At 44.0% G+C, this 17,911-nt stretch carries 19 protein-coding genes and 1 other annotated feature; all 19 genes read left to right on the forward strand.

Features of this window, described 5'->3' with window-relative positions:
- Positions 1 to 122: 122 nt before the first annotated feature.
- The 19 genes from cysE to rpsG all read left to right on the forward strand — a co-directional run bounded on the left by cysE (position 123) and on the right by rpsG (position 17,879).
- Positions 123 to 773, forward strand: coding sequence for a serine O-acetyltransferase (cysE, locus tag HWX64_RS00060; RefSeq protein WP_175986328.1), 651 nt, complete (start codon positions 123 to 125; stop codon positions 771 to 773).
- The gene (gene cysS, locus HWX64_RS00065; protein WP_175986330.1) at positions 770 to 2,173 is read left to right on the forward strand and encodes a cysteine--tRNA ligase; all 1,404 of its coding nucleotides are present in this window, start codon (positions 770 to 772) and stop codon (positions 2,171 to 2,173) included. Before cysE ends, cysS begins: the two co-directional genes overlap by 4 nt.
- Complete coding sequence (locus tag HWX64_RS00070; RefSeq protein ID WP_303049450.1) at positions 2,173 to 2,586, forward strand: Mini-ribonuclease 3; 414 nt, start codon at positions 2,173 to 2,175, stop codon at positions 2,584 to 2,586. The genes cysS and HWX64_RS00070 overlap by 1 nt, the downstream gene beginning before the upstream one ends.
- Before the next feature lie 3 nt (positions 2,587 to 2,589).
- Positions 2,590 to 3,333, forward strand: a complete 744-nt coding sequence (gene rlmB / locus HWX64_RS00075; RefSeq protein WP_175986332.1) for a 23S rRNA (guanosine(2251)-2'-O)-methyltransferase RlmB — start codon at positions 2,590 to 2,592, stop codon at positions 3,331 to 3,333.
- A 6-nt stretch (positions 3,334 to 3,339) separates the two neighbouring features.
- The gene (locus tag HWX64_RS00080; protein WP_175986333.1) at positions 3,340 to 3,846 is read left to right on the forward strand and encodes an NYN domain-containing protein; all 507 of its coding nucleotides are present in this window, start codon (positions 3,340 to 3,342) and stop codon (positions 3,844 to 3,846) included.
- Between the two features lie 119 nt (positions 3,847 to 3,965).
- Positions 3,966 to 4,571, forward strand: a complete 606-nt coding sequence (gene sigH, locus HWX64_RS00085) for an RNA polymerase sporulation sigma factor SigH (protein WP_254871099.1) — start codon at positions 3,966 to 3,968, stop codon at positions 4,569 to 4,571.
- 70 nt (positions 4,572 to 4,641) lie between these two features.
- Positions 4,642 to 4,788 (forward strand): 50S ribosomal protein L33, encoded by a 147-nt coding sequence (gene rpmG, locus HWX64_RS00090; protein ID WP_175986336.1) that lies wholly within the window; start codon positions 4,642 to 4,644, stop codon positions 4,786 to 4,788.
- 48 nt (positions 4,789 to 4,836) lie between these two features.
- Positions 4,837 to 5,016 (forward strand): preprotein translocase subunit SecE, encoded by a 180-nt coding sequence (gene secE / locus HWX64_RS00095; protein WP_175986338.1) that lies wholly within the window; start codon positions 4,837 to 4,839, stop codon positions 5,014 to 5,016.
- A gap of 167 nt (positions 5,017 to 5,183) precedes the next feature.
- On the forward strand, positions 5,184 to 5,717 hold the full coding sequence (nusG, locus tag HWX64_RS00100; RefSeq protein WP_175986339.1) for a transcription termination/antitermination protein NusG: 534 nt from the start codon (positions 5,184 to 5,186) through the stop codon (positions 5,715 to 5,717).
- 176 nt (positions 5,718 to 5,893) lie between these two features.
- On the forward strand, positions 5,894 to 6,319 hold the full coding sequence (gene rplK, locus HWX64_RS00105; protein ID WP_032085258.1) for a 50S ribosomal protein L11: 426 nt from the start codon (positions 5,894 to 5,896) through the stop codon (positions 6,317 to 6,319).
- A gap of 128 nt (positions 6,320 to 6,447) precedes the next feature.
- Positions 6,448 to 7,149 (forward strand): 50S ribosomal protein L1, encoded by a 702-nt coding sequence (rplA, locus tag HWX64_RS00110; protein WP_175986341.1) that lies wholly within the window; start codon positions 6,448 to 6,450, stop codon positions 7,147 to 7,149.
- A 51-nt stretch (positions 7,150 to 7,200) separates the two neighbouring features.
- Positions 7,201 to 7,345 (forward strand) — a sequence feature (ribosomal protein L10 leader region).
- Between the two features lie 42 nt (positions 7,346 to 7,387).
- Positions 7,388 to 7,888 (forward strand): 50S ribosomal protein L10, encoded by a 501-nt coding sequence (gene rplJ / locus HWX64_RS00115; protein WP_175989565.1) that lies wholly within the window; start codon positions 7,388 to 7,390, stop codon positions 7,886 to 7,888.
- A 58-nt stretch (positions 7,889 to 7,946) separates the two neighbouring features.
- A complete protein-coding gene (rplL, locus tag HWX64_RS00120; RefSeq protein ID WP_032085261.1) occupies positions 7,947 to 8,306 on the forward strand; it encodes a 50S ribosomal protein L7/L12 in 360 nt (119 codons plus the stop codon).
- Positions 8,307 to 8,399: 93 nt separating this feature from the next.
- Positions 8,400 to 8,999 (forward strand): class I SAM-dependent methyltransferase, encoded by a 600-nt coding sequence (locus tag HWX64_RS00125; RefSeq protein WP_175986342.1) that lies wholly within the window; start codon positions 8,400 to 8,402, stop codon positions 8,997 to 8,999.
- Positions 9,000 to 9,238: 239 nt separating this feature from the next.
- On the forward strand, positions 9,239 to 12,796 hold the full coding sequence (rpoB, locus tag HWX64_RS00130) for a DNA-directed RNA polymerase subunit beta (RefSeq protein ID WP_175986344.1): 3,558 nt from the start codon (positions 9,239 to 9,241) through the stop codon (positions 12,794 to 12,796).
- 51 nt (positions 12,797 to 12,847) lie between these two features.
- The gene (gene rpoC / locus HWX64_RS00135; protein WP_175986346.1) at positions 12,848 to 16,447 is read left to right on the forward strand and encodes a DNA-directed RNA polymerase subunit beta'; all 3,600 of its coding nucleotides are present in this window, start codon (positions 12,848 to 12,850) and stop codon (positions 16,445 to 16,447) included.
- Between the two features lie 146 nt (positions 16,448 to 16,593).
- Positions 16,594 to 16,842, forward strand: coding sequence for a 50S ribosomal protein L7ae-like protein (locus HWX64_RS00140; protein ID WP_175986348.1), 249 nt, complete (start codon positions 16,594 to 16,596; stop codon positions 16,840 to 16,842).
- Between the two features lie 99 nt (positions 16,843 to 16,941).
- Entirely contained in the window at positions 16,942 to 17,364 is a 423-nt protein-coding gene (gene rpsL, locus HWX64_RS00145; RefSeq protein WP_032085266.1) for a 30S ribosomal protein S12, read from the forward strand.
- Between the two features lie 44 nt (positions 17,365 to 17,408).
- Positions 17,409 to 17,879 carry a 30S ribosomal protein S7 gene (rpsG, locus tag HWX64_RS00150; protein ID WP_034765993.1) on the forward strand — a complete coding sequence of 157 codons (471 nt, stop codon included), beginning with the start codon at positions 17,409 to 17,411 and terminating at the stop codon, positions 17,877 to 17,879.
- Positions 17,880 to 17,911: the final 32 nt, after the last annotated feature.

Raw genomic sequence — 17,911 nt, forward strand, 5'->3', positions numbered from 1 at the left:
TTAGCCCCTCAAGACGTTTCGGTCCGCCGGGTGGAGTCAAAAAACGACTTCACTGGTCGGCCCAAGAGCGTTGGTCGGGGCTGAACAAGGCGCTTACGCTTTTCTAGATAGGAGGGGAGAAGATGTTTAAGACATTCAAAGAAGATATAGATGTTGTATTTGAGCAGGATCCGGCTGCCAGGAGTTACGTTGAAGTAATTCTGACCTATTCGGGGCTTCACGCTATCTGGTCCCACCGGATCGCCCATGCGTTTTTTAAACGCAAGTTCTTTTTTCTGGCACGCTTGATATCCCAGATCAGCCGTTTCTTCACTGGGATTGAAATTCATCCCGGGGCGAAGATCGGACGCCGTTTCTTCATTGACCATGGTATGGGTGTGGTGATTGGGGAAACATGTGAGATAGGGGATAACGTGACGATCTTCCAAGGGGTAACCTTGGGCGGGACCGGCAAGGAGAAAGGGAAGCGGCATCCGACCATCCATGATAACGCGCTGATTGCAACAGGTGCCAAGGTATTGGGATCCATTGTAGTTGGAGAAAATTCTAAAGTTGGTGCCGGATCTGTCGTACTGAAGAATGTGCCCCCAAATTCTACTGTGGTCGGCATTCCCGGCCGAATTGTGATAAGGGACGGAGTAAAGGTGCAGAAAGATTTGAATCACAGCAACCTGCCCGATCCAGTATATGATCGAATGAAACAAATGCAGGAAGAAATCGATGAACTGAAAACACTACTGAAGGATCAAGAGGGAAGGAGTCGATCATTGTGACGATTCGTTTATACAATACGTTAACAAGAAAGAAAGAGGAATTTCAGCCGCTGGAAGAGGGTAAAGTGAAAATGTATGTGTGCGGCCCGACCGTATATAATTACATTCATATCGGGAATGCGCGTCCGCCGATTGTTTTTGATACCGTAAGGCGCTATCTGGAATATAGGGGATATGATGTACAATATGTATCGAATTTTACAGATGTTGACGACAAATTGATCAAAGCAGCGAATGAACTGGGTGAAGAGGTTCCGACAATCGCCAAGCGCTTTATCGAAGCCTATTTTGAGGACACGGGGGCACTCGGATGCAAAAAAGCCGATATCCACCCGACCGTAACGGAGAACATCGATACGATTATCGATTTCATATCCGCACTTGTTGAAAAAGGATATGCGTATGAGTCCAAGGGCGATGTATATTACCGTACCAGAAAATTCGAAGGGTACGGCAAGCTGTCCCATCAGCCGATCGACGAACTCAAAGCGGGGGCGCGTATCGATGTAGGCGATAAAAAAGAAGATGCTCTTGATTTTGTCCTATGGAAAGCGGCCAAGGAAGGGGAAATCTCCTGGGCCAGTCCATGGGGGGAAGGACGTCCGGGCTGGCATATCGAATGCTCGGCGATGGCAAAGCGTTATCTTGGCGACAGCATCGATATCCATGCAGGAGGACAGGATCTCGCTTTCCCTCACCATGAAAATGAAATCGCACAGTCGGAAGCTCTGTCTGGCAAGACTTTCGCCAAGTACTGGATGCACAACGGCTACATCAATATCGATAATGAAAAAATGTCTAAATCACTGGGTAATTTCGTATTGGTACATGACATCATCAAGGAGCAGGATCCGCAGGTTCTCCGTTTCTTCATGCTGTCCGTGCATTACCGCCATCCGATCAATTACAATCTCGAACTCCTGCAAAATGCCGGGACCGCCCTTGACCGGATCAAGACGGCTTATGAAAACCTTAAACACCGCAAGGAATCGAGTTCAGACCTTACGGATCACAATCAGGAATGGCTTGATAAGGTAGCGGGGTTAAAAGAACAGTTCATCTCTGAAATGGATGATGATTTCAACACGGCAAACGGTATTTCAGTCCTGTTTGAGCTATCAAAGCAGGCGAATTATTATCTGATGGAGAAAAACACGGCTGTTGAGGTCATCGATTCTTTCCTTCACCAATTCGAAGATTTCTTTGAGGTGCTGGGACTCAGCCTGCAAGCGGAAACCGAGCTCCTCGATGAGGAAGTGGAAGAGTTGATTGAAAAACGCATCCAGGCACGTAAAGACCGGAACTTCCAGCTGGCGGATGAAATTCGCGACAGGTTGAAAGACATGAATATCATTTTAGAAGACACACCGCAGGGCACCCGCTGGAAGAGAGGGTCCTGATGATATACGGAACAAATGAACAAATCGATGCGAAACAAATAAATGCGCTTGCCCTTGCGTATATGGGAGATGCCGTCTATGAAACATATGTACGGCAGCTCCTGTTGACAAAAGGGAAAATAAAGCCGAACCAGCTTCACCGCGCCGCAACCAATTATGTGTCTGCGAAGGCCCAGGCTGCGTCATTGAAGAAACTGTTTGATGAAGATCTGCTGAGTGAGGAAGAAATCAATATCGTCAAGCGCGGACGCAATGCGAAATCTGGAAGCGTCCCAAAAAATACCGATGTACAGACGTATAATCACAGCACCGCTTTTGAAGCGCTGATCGGGTATTTATTCTTACTGAACAGGACTGAGCGGCTGGAAGAGCTGATCACCATCATATTCGAACAGAAAGGAAAGGAGGAGTAAGCGATGAGCAAAGATTTTATCGGTGGTAGAAACCCCGTCATCGAAGCACTGAAGTCGGGGAGGGAAATTAATAAGATCTGGATTGCCGAAGGTTCCCAGAAGGGGTCGATCCAGCAGGTCCTCGGCCTCGCGAAAGAAGCGGGCGTGATGGTCCAATACGTACCAAAAAAGAAAATCGAACAGATGGTAGCAGAGAACCATCAGGGAGTGGTTGCTTCGGTGGCTGCTTATAAATATGCAGAGATCGATGATATTTTCGATAAGGCTGCACAGAAAGGGGAGGATCCGTTCGTTCTCATCCTGGACGAGCTTGAAGACCCTCATAACCTTGGATCCATCATGAGAACAGCCGATGCAACGGGTGCTCACGGGATCATCATTCCAAAACGCAGAGCGGTTGGATTGACCTCCACCGTAGCGAAAGCTTCGACAGGGGCGATCGAACATATCCCTGTAGCACGTGTCACAAACCTATCGAGAGCGGTGGACGAGCTGAAGGAACGCGGCGTATGGGTTGCCGGGACGGATGCAAAAGGGAAGCAGGACTACAGGCAGCTTGATGGGACCCTGCCGATCGGACTCATTATCGGAAGTGAAGGAAAGGGTATGAGCCGTATCCTTCGGGATAAGTGCGATTTTCTTGTTCAGCTTCCGATGGCAGGCCATGTCACTTCATTGAATGCTTCGGTGGCAGCCAGTATCTTAATGTATGAGGTTTACCGGAATCGCCATCCGCTGGGAGAATAGGACAAAATGGATATTCTCCTCGTGGATGGATATAACATCATAGGTGCCTGGCCGGAGCTGAATGAGTTAAAGTTAAAGGATTTAGCAGCGGCTCGGGACCGGCTTGTCGAGCAGATGGCCGAATATCAGGGATATACCGGTTACCGGGTCATCGTGGTCTTCGATGCGTACTATGTGCAGGGGATCGCGCGCAAATACAATAATTATAAGGTGGAAGTATTATTTACAAGAGAAAATGAAACAGCGGATGAACGGATCGAGAAGCTCGCCATCGAGCTCAGTAACATTAAGACCCAAATCCATGTTGCGACATCTGATTTCACTGAACAGTGGGCGATTTTCGGGCAGGGGGCTCTACGAAAATCCGCCAGGGAACTTTTAACAGAAATAAAAGTGATTGAAAAAAAGATTGAGAGAAAAGTCCGCTCATCTACTGATAACAAGCCATCTTCGAAGATTCAGTTATCGGATGAAGTTGCTGAAATTTTCGAAAAATGGCGACGTGGTGAATGATGAGCGGTTGACGATTGAATTTTCTGTAATGTATAATATTTCTATCTATTGTTTTGCGCGGGGGGATGTGTGTGAGCAATATCATCAAGAAGGATACATTTACCAGTCAGTTTGAAGGCATGGATGATGAAGAAATAATAGAAGCCGTCCATCTGGGAAATAGTGAAGCGCTGGATTTTCTGATCAAAAAGTATCGGAATTTTGTGAGGGCGAAAGCCCGCTCGTATTTTCTGATCGGAGCAGATAAAGAGGATATCGTGCAGGAAGGTATGATTGGCCTTTATAAAGCCATCCGTGATTATAAAGAGGACAAGCTTACCTCTTTCAAGGCATTTGCCGAACTCTGCATCACGAGGCAGATCATCACGGCGATCAAGACTGCGACCAGACAGAAGCATATACCGCTTAATTCATATGTCTCATTGGATAAACCTATCTATGATGACGAATCGGACAGGACGCTGCTCGATGTCATTTCAGGTGCGAAGGTTATGGATCCGGAAGAACTGATTATCAATCGTGAAGAATTCGATAACATGGAAGATAAGATGGCCCAGCTGCTTAGCGATCTTGAAAGGAAAGTCCTGGCGCTTTATCTGGATGGACAATCCTATCAGGAAATCTCGGAAGAATTGAACCGTCATGTAAAATCCATTGATAACGCTTTACAGCGTGTGAAGCGTAAGCTCGAGAGATATCTTGAGGTGCGTGAAATAACGATGTAATTGTGTTATTGACACAAATTGGTGCCCGTGTTATTTTTGATAGGACTTACTATGTATATAGGTGAATGATATGGCTGCTAAAATAGTACTGGCCTGTTCGGTGTGCGGTTCAAGAAATTATAGTGTTCCAAGTAATCGCAATCAATCGGTGAGGCTGGAGATAAAGAAGTTTTGTAATACATGCAATGCTCACACCCTACACAAAGAAACAAAATAGTTGAGTGAGAAGTCTTGCGTATTGATACAAGTTGGAGGTTACAAAAGGATGGTTAATTTCTTTCGCAATGTTGCATCAGAGATGAGAAAGGTCAGCTGGCCAAAACGTAAAGAATTAACACGCTACACAATCACTGTTATCACAACAGTTGTATTCGTCGCTGTTTTCTTTGCTGTTATCGATTTAGGGATTTCCGAATTGATGCGTTTGATCATCGGTTCTAAATAGAAAGATAGAATTAAGTTGTATATAACATGTCAAAGCATGGTATAATGAACATTAATAGAGTACATGACCTTGAAGCCCGTTCACTTTTACGGGTTTTTTCATTTGGAGAAAAAAGTCAAATAGTATTCTTTAAATAGCGAGGAGGGACGGACGCTAAGTCCTATCAAATGGAGAAGAATTGGTATGTAGTTCATACTTATTCAGGATATGAGAACAAGGTCAAAGCGAACCTTGAAAAGCGTGTTGAATCAATGGGGATGCAAGACAAGATTTTCCGTGTGCTCGTACCTGAAGAAGAAGAGACAGATATTAAGAACGGTAAGAAAAAAGTAGTGAAGAAGAAAGTATTCCCAGGCTATGTCATCGTTGAAATCGTCATGACAGATGACTCCTGGTATGTTGTCCGTAACACCCCGGGAGTGACAGGTTTCGTCGGTTCAACCGGATCGGGATCAAAACCTACACCGCTGCTGCCTGAAGAAGTGACGTATCTTCTGAAACAAATGGGCATGTCCGATAAGAAGATAGAAATAGATTTCGAATTGGGCGAGACGGTAAAGGTGAACGAAGGGCCGTTTGCTAACTTCACAGGCACAATCGAAGAAATCGATTCTGCCAAATCGAAAGTCAAAGTGCATGTGAATATGTTCGGCAGGGATACCCCGGTAGAACTTGATTTCTCTCAAATTGATAAATTATAATGGAAAAGAACTTGAAATCACTCAAAAAAAGTGATAATATTTCATAAGTCAGTGCGTCTCGACAAGAGATACTGAAACTAATAAACGTTCTTTATGTTGATAAAGACATTTTTTACATTTGAGTGGGAGGGTGAAAAGCCCAATAACCACATCACGGACTTAAGGAGGTGTGTCTCGTGGCTAAAAAAGTTATCAAAATGGTTAAATTGCAGATTCCTGCAGGTAAAGCTAATCCAGCTCCACCGGTTGGTCCTGCATTAGGTCAAGCAGGTGTTAACATCATGGGATTCTGTAAGGAATTCAATGCACGTACAGCAGATCAAGCTGGCTTAATCATTCCTGTTGAAATTACGGTATTTGAAGACCGTTCATTTACATTCATCACAAAAACTCCACCTGCTGCTGTTCTACTTAAGAAAGCGGCTGGTATCGAGTCTGGTTCAGGCGAACCTAACAGCAAAAAAGTGGCAACACTTAAACGCGATAAAGTACGTGAAATTGCTGAAACAAAAATGCCTGACTTAAATGCAGCTAGCGTTGAATCAGCTATGCGCATGGTAGAAGGAACTGCGCGCAGCATGGGTATCGTCATCGAAGACTAATCCAGCTTCGCTTATTTGAATGTTCCTGTTGAACGAGGTTGCGATGATGAAATGTATTGTTTCACTCTCGCAACCTTATTTCGTGGGAGGTTATTCCGCTAAAACCACATCAAGGAGGAAATTATAAAATGGCTAAAAAAGGTAAAAAGTTTCTTGAAGCTCAAAAGCTTGTAGATCGTACTACAGCTTATTCAGTGGAAGAAGCAATCGAATTAGTAAAGAAAACAAACATCGCTAAGTTTGACGCAACTGTTGAAGTAGCGTTCCGCTTAGGTGTAGATACTCGTAAGAATGACCAGCAAATCCGTGGAGCGGTAGTATTGCCGCACGGTACTGGTAAAACTCAAAAAGTTCTTGTATTCGCTAAAGGCGAAAAAGCGAAAGAAGCAGAAGCTGCTGGCGCTGACTTCGTTGGTGATGCAGACCTAATCAACAAAATCACTCAAGGTTGGTTCGAGTTCGACGTAATCGTTGCGACTCCGGACATGATGGGTGAAGTTGGTAAGCTTGGCCGTGTATTAGGACCTAAAGGCTTAATGCCAAACCCTAAAACTGGAACAGTTACTTTCGATGTTGAAAAAGCTGTTAACGAAATCAAAGCTGGTAAAGTAGAATACCGTGCTGACAAAGCTGGTAACGTACACGTTCCTGTTGGAAAGATCTCTTTTGATAGCGAAAAATTAGTTGAGAACTTCACAACTATGTACGAAACAATGCTTAAAGCTAAACCTTCTGCAGCTAAAGGAACTTACATGAAGAACGTTGCTGTTACTTCAACTATGGGTCCTGGCGTTAAAGTTGATCCATCAACTTTTGCAGTTAAGGCATAATTTGGTATTGACTTAACATGAACTAGTCATTATAATTAGTTCTGTTGTTAAAAAACGAATACATTTGTACCGTAGACAGCAGGTGCTCATTCAGAGCTTAATTCCCCGCCGAGGTAATTGCGATAAAAAATGCGCGTGAAGCGTGTTAGCGATGCCCTTATGTCTACAATGATATAAGGGCATTTTTTATTGGATGACGGTATAAATGTTCATCAGTCAATCTACAGGAGGTGTAATGATGAGCAGCATTCTAGAACAAAAGCAACACATCGTTGGAGAAATCTCTGACAAGCTAAAGAACAGTGTATCTACAATCATTGTAGACTACCGTGGCCTAGATGTTTCTGAAGTAACTGAGCTTCGTAAACAACTTCGTGAAGCTGGCATCGACTTCAAAGTGTACAAAAACACAATGACACGTCGTGCTGCAGCAGAAGCTGGTCTTGAAGGGTTGAACGAATTCTTAACTGGTCCAAACGCAATCGCGTTCAGTTCTGAAGAAGTTGTAGCTCCTGCCAAGATCCTTAATAACTTCGCTAAAGAACACGAAGCACTTGAAATCAAAGCTGGTGTTATCGAAGGAACAATCACATCTGTTGAAGATGTTAAAGCTATCGCTGAACTTCCAAGCCGCGAAGGACTTCTTTCTATGCTACTCAGCGTGCTTCAAGCTCCAATGCGCAACTTCGCATTGGCTACAAAAGCCGTTGCAGACCAAAAAGAAGAACAAGGCGCGTAAGTTAAACAGAGTCGCTTGAATAATATTATGAACCAACACACTAAGGAGGAAATTTAAAATGAGTAAAGAGCAAATCATTGACGCGATTAAAGAAATGTCCGTTCTTGAATTAAACGATCTAGTAAAAGCAATCGAAGAAGAATTTGGAGTAACTGCTGCTGCACCTGTAGCTGTAGCTGGTGGCGGAGCAGAAGCTGCTGCTGAAAAAACTGAATTTGACGTTGTTCTTGAGAGCGCTGGTTCTCAAAAGATCAAAGTTATCAAAGTTGTTCGTGAAATCACAGGTCTTGGACTTAAAGAAGCGAAAGAACTTGTTGACAACACTCCAAAAGCTCTTAAAGAAGGCATTTCTAAAGAAGAAGCTGAAGAGCTTAAAGCTAAACTTGAAGAAGTTGGCGCTGGCGTAGAAGTTAAGTAATAATCGCATAGAAGAAAAGCTCGCTTTATAAGCGGGCTTTTTTCTTCTTTTGGTTATATACTCTGAAGCTGCTTAAAAGATGGAGGTGTAATAATGACTAATCACTACTATTCCAGTAAGCCTGAAGTAGAAAGTAATCCTCAAATCATACAATTTGAACTCAGGGGCCATTCCTTCAGATTCAAAACGGATCAAGGTGTCTTTTCGAAAAAAGAAGTGGATTTCGGTTCGCGGGCATTGATCGAAAGCTTCGAGCTGCCAGAAACAGAAGGTGACTTGTTGGATGTTGGATGCGGCTACGGACCGATCGGTTTGGCTTTGGCTAAGGATTTTGACGACCGGATCGTTCATATGGTCGATGTAAACGAAAGAGCCCTGTCGCTTGCGAGTGAAAATGCGAAAGCGAATGGTGTAGAGAATATAAGCATCTATCAAAGCGACCGCTATCACAACGTAAAAGAAAAGAGCTTTGCGGCAATCCTTACGAACCCTCCAATCAGGGCAGGAAAGGAAACCGTTCATTCCATTCTTTCCGAGAGTTATGACTACTTGGCGGATAAAGGTGAGTTATGGGTCGTTATTCAGAAGAAACAAGGCGCTCCATCCGCCATGGATAAAATGGAGGAATTGTTCTCAAATGTAGAAATTGCTGCAAGAAAAAAAGGTTACTACATTCTGAGGTCAGTAAAATAAATCCGTTGACGTAGCTATTGCGCTATGATAACATTATAAAATGCAAAAATATTATTTTCCGGTATTGTGTCCATATGTATACATATTGGATAAATTGGAAAAGATTATAAAATAATAGTTCGTCATATGAAAATGAGGTTTTATCATTAAAACCCTTTTTCTTTTTGTCTTGTGTAGAGTCAAATCTACTATGGGCAATATAGACACAACCAAAACGCTTGATTTGAGGGGTGAATCAGTTGACAGGTCAACTAGTTCAGTATGGACGACACCGCCAACGCAGAAGTTTTGCGCGTATCAGTGAAGTTTTAGAATTGCCGAATTTAATCGAAATTCAAACTTCCTCGTATCAATGGTTTCTTGATGAGGGGTTAAGAGAAATGTTCCGTGACATTTCTCCGATTGAGGACTTCACTGGTAATCTCTCTTTAGAATTTATTGATTATAGTCTGGGAGAGCCAAAGTACTCGGTGGAAGAATCAAAGGAAAGAGATGTAACTTACTCTGCGCCGCTTAGGGTGAAAGTCCGTCTTGTGAATAAGGAAACTGGAGAAGTGAAAGATCAAGACGTATTTATGGGTGATTTCCCATTAATGACGGATACAGGTACTTTTGTCATTAATGGAGCTGAGCGTGTAATCGTTTCTCAGCTTGTTCGTTCGCCTAGTGTGTACTTCAGCGGAAAAGTAGATAAGAACGGAAAGAAAGGGTTTACTGCTACCGTTATACCAAACCGCGGAGCTTGGCTTGAGTATGAAACAGATGCAAAAGATGTTGTTTATGTGCGAATTGATCGAACTCGCAAACTGCCGGTAACGGTTCTTTTACGTGCCCTTGGGTTTGGCTCTGATCAAGAAATCATCGATTTGATCGGTGATAATGAGTACATTCGTAACACGCTCGAGAAAGACAATACGGAAGGTATCGACAAAGCATTGCTCGAAATCTATGAGCGTCTGCGTCCGGGAGAACCTCCTACAGTAGAAAATGCTAAAAGTTTACTCGTTTCACGTTTCTTTGATCCAAAGCGTTATGACTTGGCAAACGTTGGACGTTATAAGATGAATAAAAAGCTTCATATTAAGAACCGTTTATTCGGTCAGACTCTAGCGGAAACTCTAGCAGATCCGGAAACGGGCGAGATTCTTGCAGAGAAAGGCACGGTTCTTGACCGTCGTACACTGGACAAAGTCATTCCTTATTTAGAAGAGGGAATCGGATTCAAGACGTATCAGCAGTCCGGCGGAGTATTGGAAGAAGATGTTCTTCTCCAATCTATTAAAATTTACTCTCCTAATGAAGAAGGAGAACAAGAGATTAATGTAATCAGTAACGCATATGTAGAAGAGGAAGTTAAATACATCACGCCTGCTGACATCATCTCTTCCATCTCCTATTTCTTCAACTTATTGCATGGAGTAGGATTTACAGATGATATCGACCACTTAGGTAACCGTCGTTTACGTTCGGTTGGCGAATTGCTGCAGAATCAGTTCCGTATCGGACTTTCCCGTATGGAGCGTGTGGTACGTGAAAGAATGTCCATCCAGGATACTAACACGATCACGCCGCAGCAGCTGATCAACATCCGTCCGGTCATCGCTTCTATTAAAGAGTTCTTTGGAAGCTCACAGCTGTCCCAATTCATGGACCAAACGAACCCATTGGCAGAATTGACGCACAAACGCCGTCTGTCTGCACTTGGACCTGGTGGTCTGACGCGTGAACGCGCTGGTTTCGAAGTGCGTGACGTTCACTATTCCCACTATGGCCGTATGTGTCCGATTGAAACACCTGAGGGGCCGAACATCGGACTGATCAACTCACTTTCTTCATTTGCGAAAGTGAATAAATTCGGATTTATCGAGACACCTTATCGTCGCGTTGATCCTGATACAGGTAAAGTAACGGATCGTATCGATTACTTGACAGCAGACGAAGAAGACAACTATGTAGTGGCACAGGCGAATGCACGTCTTGGTGACGATGGTTCATTCCTGGATGAAGAAGTAATCGCTCGTTTCCGTGGTGAAAACACGGCAATCAAGCGTGAACGTCTTGACTACATGGATGTATCACCTAAACAAGTAGTATCAGCTGCGACAGCATGTATTCCTTTCTTAGAGAACGATGACTCCAACCGTGCCCTGATGGGAGCGAACATGCAGCGTCAAGCAGTACCTCTTATGAACCCTGAGTCCCCGATTGTTGGAACTGGTATGGAACACGTATCAGCTAAAGACTCAGGAGCTGCAGTCATCTGTAAGCATGAGGGTGTTGTGGAAAAAGTTGAAGCGAAACAAGTTTGGGTTCGCCGCGTGAAAGAAATCGATGGTCAGGAAGTCAAGGGCGACCTAGATAAGTATCGTATGCAAAAATTCATCCGTTCCAACCAGGGAACATGCTACAACCAGCGTCCGATCGTGAGTGAAGGCGACCGTGTAGTAAAAGGGGAAATCCTTGCTGATGGTCCTTCAATGGAAAAAGGCGAACTAGCCTTAGGACGTAACGTGATGGTTGGTTTCATGACATGGGACGGTTACAACTATGAAGATGCGATCATCATGAGTGAGCGTCTTGTAAAAGACGATGTTTATACTTCCATTCATATTGAAGAATATGAGTCTGAGTCGCGTGATACGAAGCTTGGGCCGGAAGAAATCACTCGTGATATTCCAAATGTCGGTGAAGATGCCCTGCGCAATCTTGACGAACGTGGAATCATCCGCATCGGTGCAGAAGTAAAAGATGGCGACTTGCTTGTAGGTAAAGTAACGCCTAAAGGTGTAACAGAGCTGACAGCTGAAGAACGCTTATTACATGCAATCTTCGGTGAGAAAGCTCGTGAAGTAAGAGATACATCCCTTCGCGTACCTCACGGCGGCGGCGGAATCATCCTTGATGTGAAAGTCTTCAACCGTGAAGACGGCGACGAACTGCCACCGGGTGTCAACCAGCTGGTCCGCGTCTACATCGTTCAGAAGCGTAAGATTTCTGAAGGTGACAAGATGGCCGGCCGACATGGTAACAAGGGTGTTATCTCGAAAATCTTACCTGAAGAAGACATGCCGTATCTTCCAGACGGTACACCGATCGATATCATGCTTAACCCATTAGGGGTACCATCACGTATGAACATCGGTCAGGTGCTTGAGCTTCACTTGGGTATGGCCGCAAGATATCTTGGCATTCATGTTGCTTCACCGGTATTCGATGGAGCGCGTGAGGAAGATGTTTGGTCTACAATCGAAGAAGCAGGTATGGCGCGCGATGCCAAAACCGTTCTTTACGATGGTAGAACCGGTGAACCGTTTGACAACCGTGTATCAGTTGGAATCATGTACATGATCAAGCTTGCTCACATGGTTGATGACAAACTTCACGCTCGTTCTACTGGTCCTTACTCGCTTGTTACGCAGCAGCCGCTTGGAGGTAAAGCTCAATTCGGTGGTCAGCGTTTCGGTGAGATGGAGGTATGGGCACTTGAAGCATATGGTGCCGCTTATACACTGCAAGAAATCCTTACGGTTAAATCCGATGACGTGGTCGGCCGTGTGAAAACATACGAGGCTATCGTCAAAGGTGAAAACGTACCTGAGCCTGGTGTTCCAGAATCATTCAAGGTTCTGATCAAAGAGCTTCAAAGTTTAGGTATGGATGTTAAGATCCTTTCAAGCACGGAAGAAGAAATTGAAATGCGTGACTTGGAAGACGAAGAAGAAGTACAACAAGCTGACACGCTAAATATATCTGAGTCTAATGAGCAAGAATCCGAGACAGTAGGGTCAAAGGAATAAATTTAGAGCAATTAGGGTTAGAGCCTGTAGATTAAAAGGGAGGTAGGCCCCTTGCTAGATGTAAATAACTTTGAGTATATGAAAATTGGTTTAGCTTCCCCCGATAAGATCCGTTCGTGGTCTTTCGGGGAAGTCAAAAAACCGGAAACCATTAATTATCGTACATTAAAGCCGGAAAAAGACGGCTTGTTCTGTGAGCGTATTTTCGGTCCTACAAAGGACTGGGAATGTCACTGCGGTAAATACAAACGTGTACGCTATAAAGGCGTCGTTTGTGACCGTTGTGGAGTTGAAGTAACAAAAGCGAAGGTTCGCCGTGAACGTATGGGTCACATCGAACTTGCCGCTCCTGTATCTCACATTTGGTACTTCAAAGGAATCCCAAGCCGTATGGGGCTTGTTTTAGACATGTCCCCTCGTGCACTGGAAGAAGTCATCTACTTCGCTTCCTATGTTGTAACAGAACCTGGTGATACGGCTCTTGAAAGAAAGCAGCTGCTTTCAGAGAAAGAGTACCGTGCTTACCGTGAAAAATATGGAGTGAAGTTCCAGGCTGCAATGGGTGCGGAAGCGATCAAAAAACTTCTGCAGGATATTGACCTTGACAAGGAAGCTGACTTCTTAAAAGAAGAGCTGAAAACAGCTCAAGGCCAACGCCGTACCCGTGCAATCAAACGTCTCGAAGTTGTCGAGTCATTCAGAAACTCAGGAAATGATCCTGATTGGATGATCCTTGATGTACTTCCTGTCATCCCTCCTGAACTGCGTCCTATGGTCCAGCTGGATGGAGGACGTTTCGCAACATCTGACCTGAACGATTTATATCGCCGGGTAATCAACCGTAACAACCGTTTAAAACGTTTATTGGATCTTGGTGCTCCAAGCATTATCGTGCAGAATGAGAAGCGTATGCTTCAAGAAGCTGTTGATGCGCTGATTGACAATGGCCGCCGTGGACGTCCGGTAACAGGACCAGGTAACCGTCCATTGAAATCTCTTTCTCACATGCTTAAAGGAAAACAAGGTCGTTTCCGTCAAAACCTTCTTGGTAAGCGTGTTGACTATTCTGGTCGTTCTGTAATCGTTGTTGGACCTAATCTGAAAATGTACCAATGTGGTCTTCCAAAAGAAATGGCACTTGAATTATTCAAGCCATTCGTCATGAAAGAACTCGTTGAAAAAGGATTGGCCCACAACATCAAGAGTGCAAAACGCAAGATTGAACGCGTACAGCCGGAAGTATGGGATGTATTAGAAGAGGTAATCAAAGAACACCCTGTTCTTTTAAACCGTGCACCTACTCTTCACAGACTTGGTATTCAAGCATTTGAACCAACCCTTGTAGAAGGTAGAGCGATCCGTCTTCATCCACTTGTATGTACAGCATACAACGCGGACTTTGACGGTGACCAAATGGCGGTTCACGTACCATTATCTTCTGAAGCCCAAGCTGAAGCTCGCATGCTGATGCTTGCCGCCCAAAACATCCTGAACCCTAAAGATGGTAAACCTGTTGTTACACCATCACAGGATATGGTATTAGGTAACTATTACCTGACACTTGAACGTGAAAATGCTGTTGGTGAAGGCATGGTCTTCTCAGACGCAAATGAAGTACTGCTTGCTTACCAAAATGGATATGCACACTTGCATACCCGTATTGGAATCCATGCAGGAACACTTCATAATAAAACGTTCACTGAAAAGCAAAACAAACAAATGTTATTAACGACGGTTGGTAAAGTAATCTTTAACGAGATTCTACCAGACTCCTTCCCATTCATTAACGAACCGACAAAGAGCAACTTGGAAGAAGCTACACCTGAAAAGTACTTTGTTGATCCGGGAACTGATATCAAAGAAGAGTTTAAAAACCGTGAGTTAATCAACCCGTTTAAAAAAGGTTTCTTAGGAAACATCATCGCCGAAGTATTCAAGAAGTTTGCGATCACTGAAACTTCACGGATGCTCGATAAAATGAAAGATCTAGGATTCAAATATTCTTCGAAAGCAGGTATTACAGTTGGTATCGCCGACATCGTAGTATTAGCTGAAAAAGAACAAATCCTTGTAGAAGCACAAAGTAAAGTGGACAACGTATTGAAGCAATTCAAACGCGGTCTGATTACAGAAGATGAGAGATACGATCGTGTCATCTCCATCTGGAGTGCTGCGAAAGATACGATCCAAGGTAAGTTAATGGCGACGCTTGATAAACGCAACCCGATCTTCATGATGAGTGACTCTGGTGCCCGTGGTAACGCATCTAACTTCACTCAGCTTGCCGGTATGCGTGGTCTGATGGCCAACCCGGCTGGTCGTATCATTGAGTTACCGATCAAATCAAGTTTCCGTGAAGGTCTGACGGTCCTTGAATACTTCATCTCTACACACGGTGCCCGTAAAGGTCTTGCCGATACAGCACTGAAGACAGCTGACTCAGGATACCTGACTCGTCGTCTTGTTGATGTGGCTCAAGATGTCATTGTACGTGAAGAGGACTGCGGAACGGATAGAGGACTGCTGGTTGGTTCCATCAAAGAAGGAACAGAAATCATCGAGCCTCTTGAAGAGCGTCTGCTTGGCCGTTACTCACGTAAGACATTGCGTCACCCGGAAACAGATGAGATTCTTGTCGATGAAAATCAGCTGATCAATGAAGACTTAGCGAAGGCCATTGTAGATGCGGGTGTTGAACATGTTTCAATCCGTTCTGCATTTACATGTAACACACGCCACGGTGTATGTGAAAAATGTTATGGTACAAACTTAGCTACTGGTCAGAAGGTAGAGGTAGGAGAAGCAGTCGGTATCATCGCTGCGCAATCAATCGGGGAGCCTGGTACACAGTTAACGATGCGTACATTCCATACCGGTGGGGTTGCAGGAGACGATATCACTCAAGGTTTACCGCGTATCCAAGAGATCTTCGAAGCGCGTAATCCTAAGGGTCAGGCTGTCATCTCTGAAATTGATGGTGTCATTACTTCCATCAGTGAAGGAAAAGACCGTCAATACGAAATCACTGTTCAAGGTGATGTGGAAACAAGAAATTACACCGCTCCTTATACAGCGCGTCTTAAGTACGCAGTCAACGATAAAGTTGCCCGCGGACAAGAGCTTACAGAAGGTTCGATCGATCCAAAAGAACTTCTCAAAGTGCGTGACGTATCTGCCGTTCAAGAATACTTGCTGCGCGAAGTACAAAAAGTATATCGTATGCAAGGGGTTGAAATCGGCGATAAGCACGTAGAAGTGATGGTTCGTCAAATGCTTCGTAAAGTTCGTGTTATCGATGCTGGTGAAACTGAGGTACTTCCAGGTACTCTTATGGATATCCACCAGTTCAGGGACGCGAATGAGAACGCATTGCTCAAAGGAGATATCCCGGCAACAGGCAGACCTGTATTGCTTGGAATCACGAAAGCTTCTCTTGAGACGGATTCCTTCTTATCTGCAGCTTCATTCCAGGAAACAACCCGTGTGTTGACGGATGCTGCAATCAAAGGTAAACGTGATGAGCTTCTAGGATTGAAAGAAAATGTCATCATCGGTAAACTCGTGCCTGCTGGTACAGGTATGCAGCGCTACCGTAAGGCAGAACCGGTCTTAGCTGAAGAAACGAGCGAAGAAACAGTTACAGTAGAGTAATCTAATATGGCTAACTCTTAGATTGTTTCACTTTCTAAGAGTTAGCTTTTATAAATCTTTTGATTCTGTGTTGACATAGTAATTTTAAGATGATAATATATTCAAGGTTGCTCCTATTAATAACCTGCTACTTTGGAGGATATCAAATGTCTTATGAAAAAGTATCACAGGCGAAAGAAATTATTGTAGGGACAAAGCAAGCAGTGAAAGCTCTGAAGAATGGTCATGTACTGGAAGTTGTTATCGCGGAAGATGCTGATCCGAGGGTGATAGCGAAAGTAGTGCAGGCTGCTAAAGATCTTGATGTACAGGTCAATAAAGTGGATTCGATGAAGAAGCTTGGCAGATCGTGCGGAATAGATGTTGGAGCGGCAGCTGTTGCGATTATACAGTAAAATAGTTTTTGTAGACTATATCTGCAAAAACTTTACTTTTACCCAAAAATGAACCACCTGGATGTGTGGGCTTACCAAGTAAGAAGGGAGGAAAACAAAATGCCAACTATTAACCAATTAGTTCGCAAGCCTCGTCAGTCTAAATCTACAAAGTCTAAGTCACCAGCACTTAACAAAGGTTACAACAGCTTTAAGAAAGTGCACACGAACTTGTCTTCTCCACAAAAACGTGGTGTATGTACTCGTGTAGGTACTATGACTCCAAAGAAACCGAACTCGGCGTTACGTAAATATGCCCGTGTTCGTTTGACAAATGGAATCGAGGTTACTGCTTACATTCCTGGTATCGGGCACAACCTTCAAGAGCACAGTGTCGTGCTTATCCGTGGAGGACGTGTAAAGGATTTACCGGGGGTACGTTATCATATCGTACGTGGTGCGCTTGATACAGCTGGAGTTGAAGGCCGTATGCAAGGACGTTCTAAATACGGAACTAAGCGCCCTAAAGCAGCTAAAAAATAATCATGAAATCATAAATTCATTTCTCGTTGAAAGGAGGAAATCACATGCCACGTAAAGGTCCTGTAGCAAAAAGAGACGTTTTACCTGATCCAATGTACAATTCTAAATTAGTTACCCGCTTAATCAACAAAATCATGATTGACGGTAAAAGAGGTAAAGCTCAAAAGAAATTATACGCTGCGTTTGATATCATCAGCGAGCGTTCTGGGAAAGATGCAATGGAAGTATTCGATGCAGCTTTAAAGAATATCATGCCGGTATTAGAAGTTAAAGCTCGTCGTGTTGGTGGTTCAAACTACCAAGTACCTGTTGAGGTTCGCCCTGAGCGTCGTACGACTCTAGGTCTTCGTTGGTTAGTAAACTACTCTCGTCTTCGCGGTGAGAAGACAATGGAAGAGCGTTTAGCTAACGAAATCCTTGATGCAGCTAATAACACTGGAGCTTCTGTTAAGAAGCGTGAAGATACTCATAAGATGGCTGAAGCGAACAAAGCGTTTGCTCACTATCGCTGGTAATCTTTAATTAACAAACAAATTACACTCATATA

Source organism: Bacillus sp. Marseille-Q1617 (assembly GCF_903645295.1).
Lineage (GTDB): Bacteria > Bacillota > Bacilli > Bacillales > Bacillaceae_B > Rossellomorea.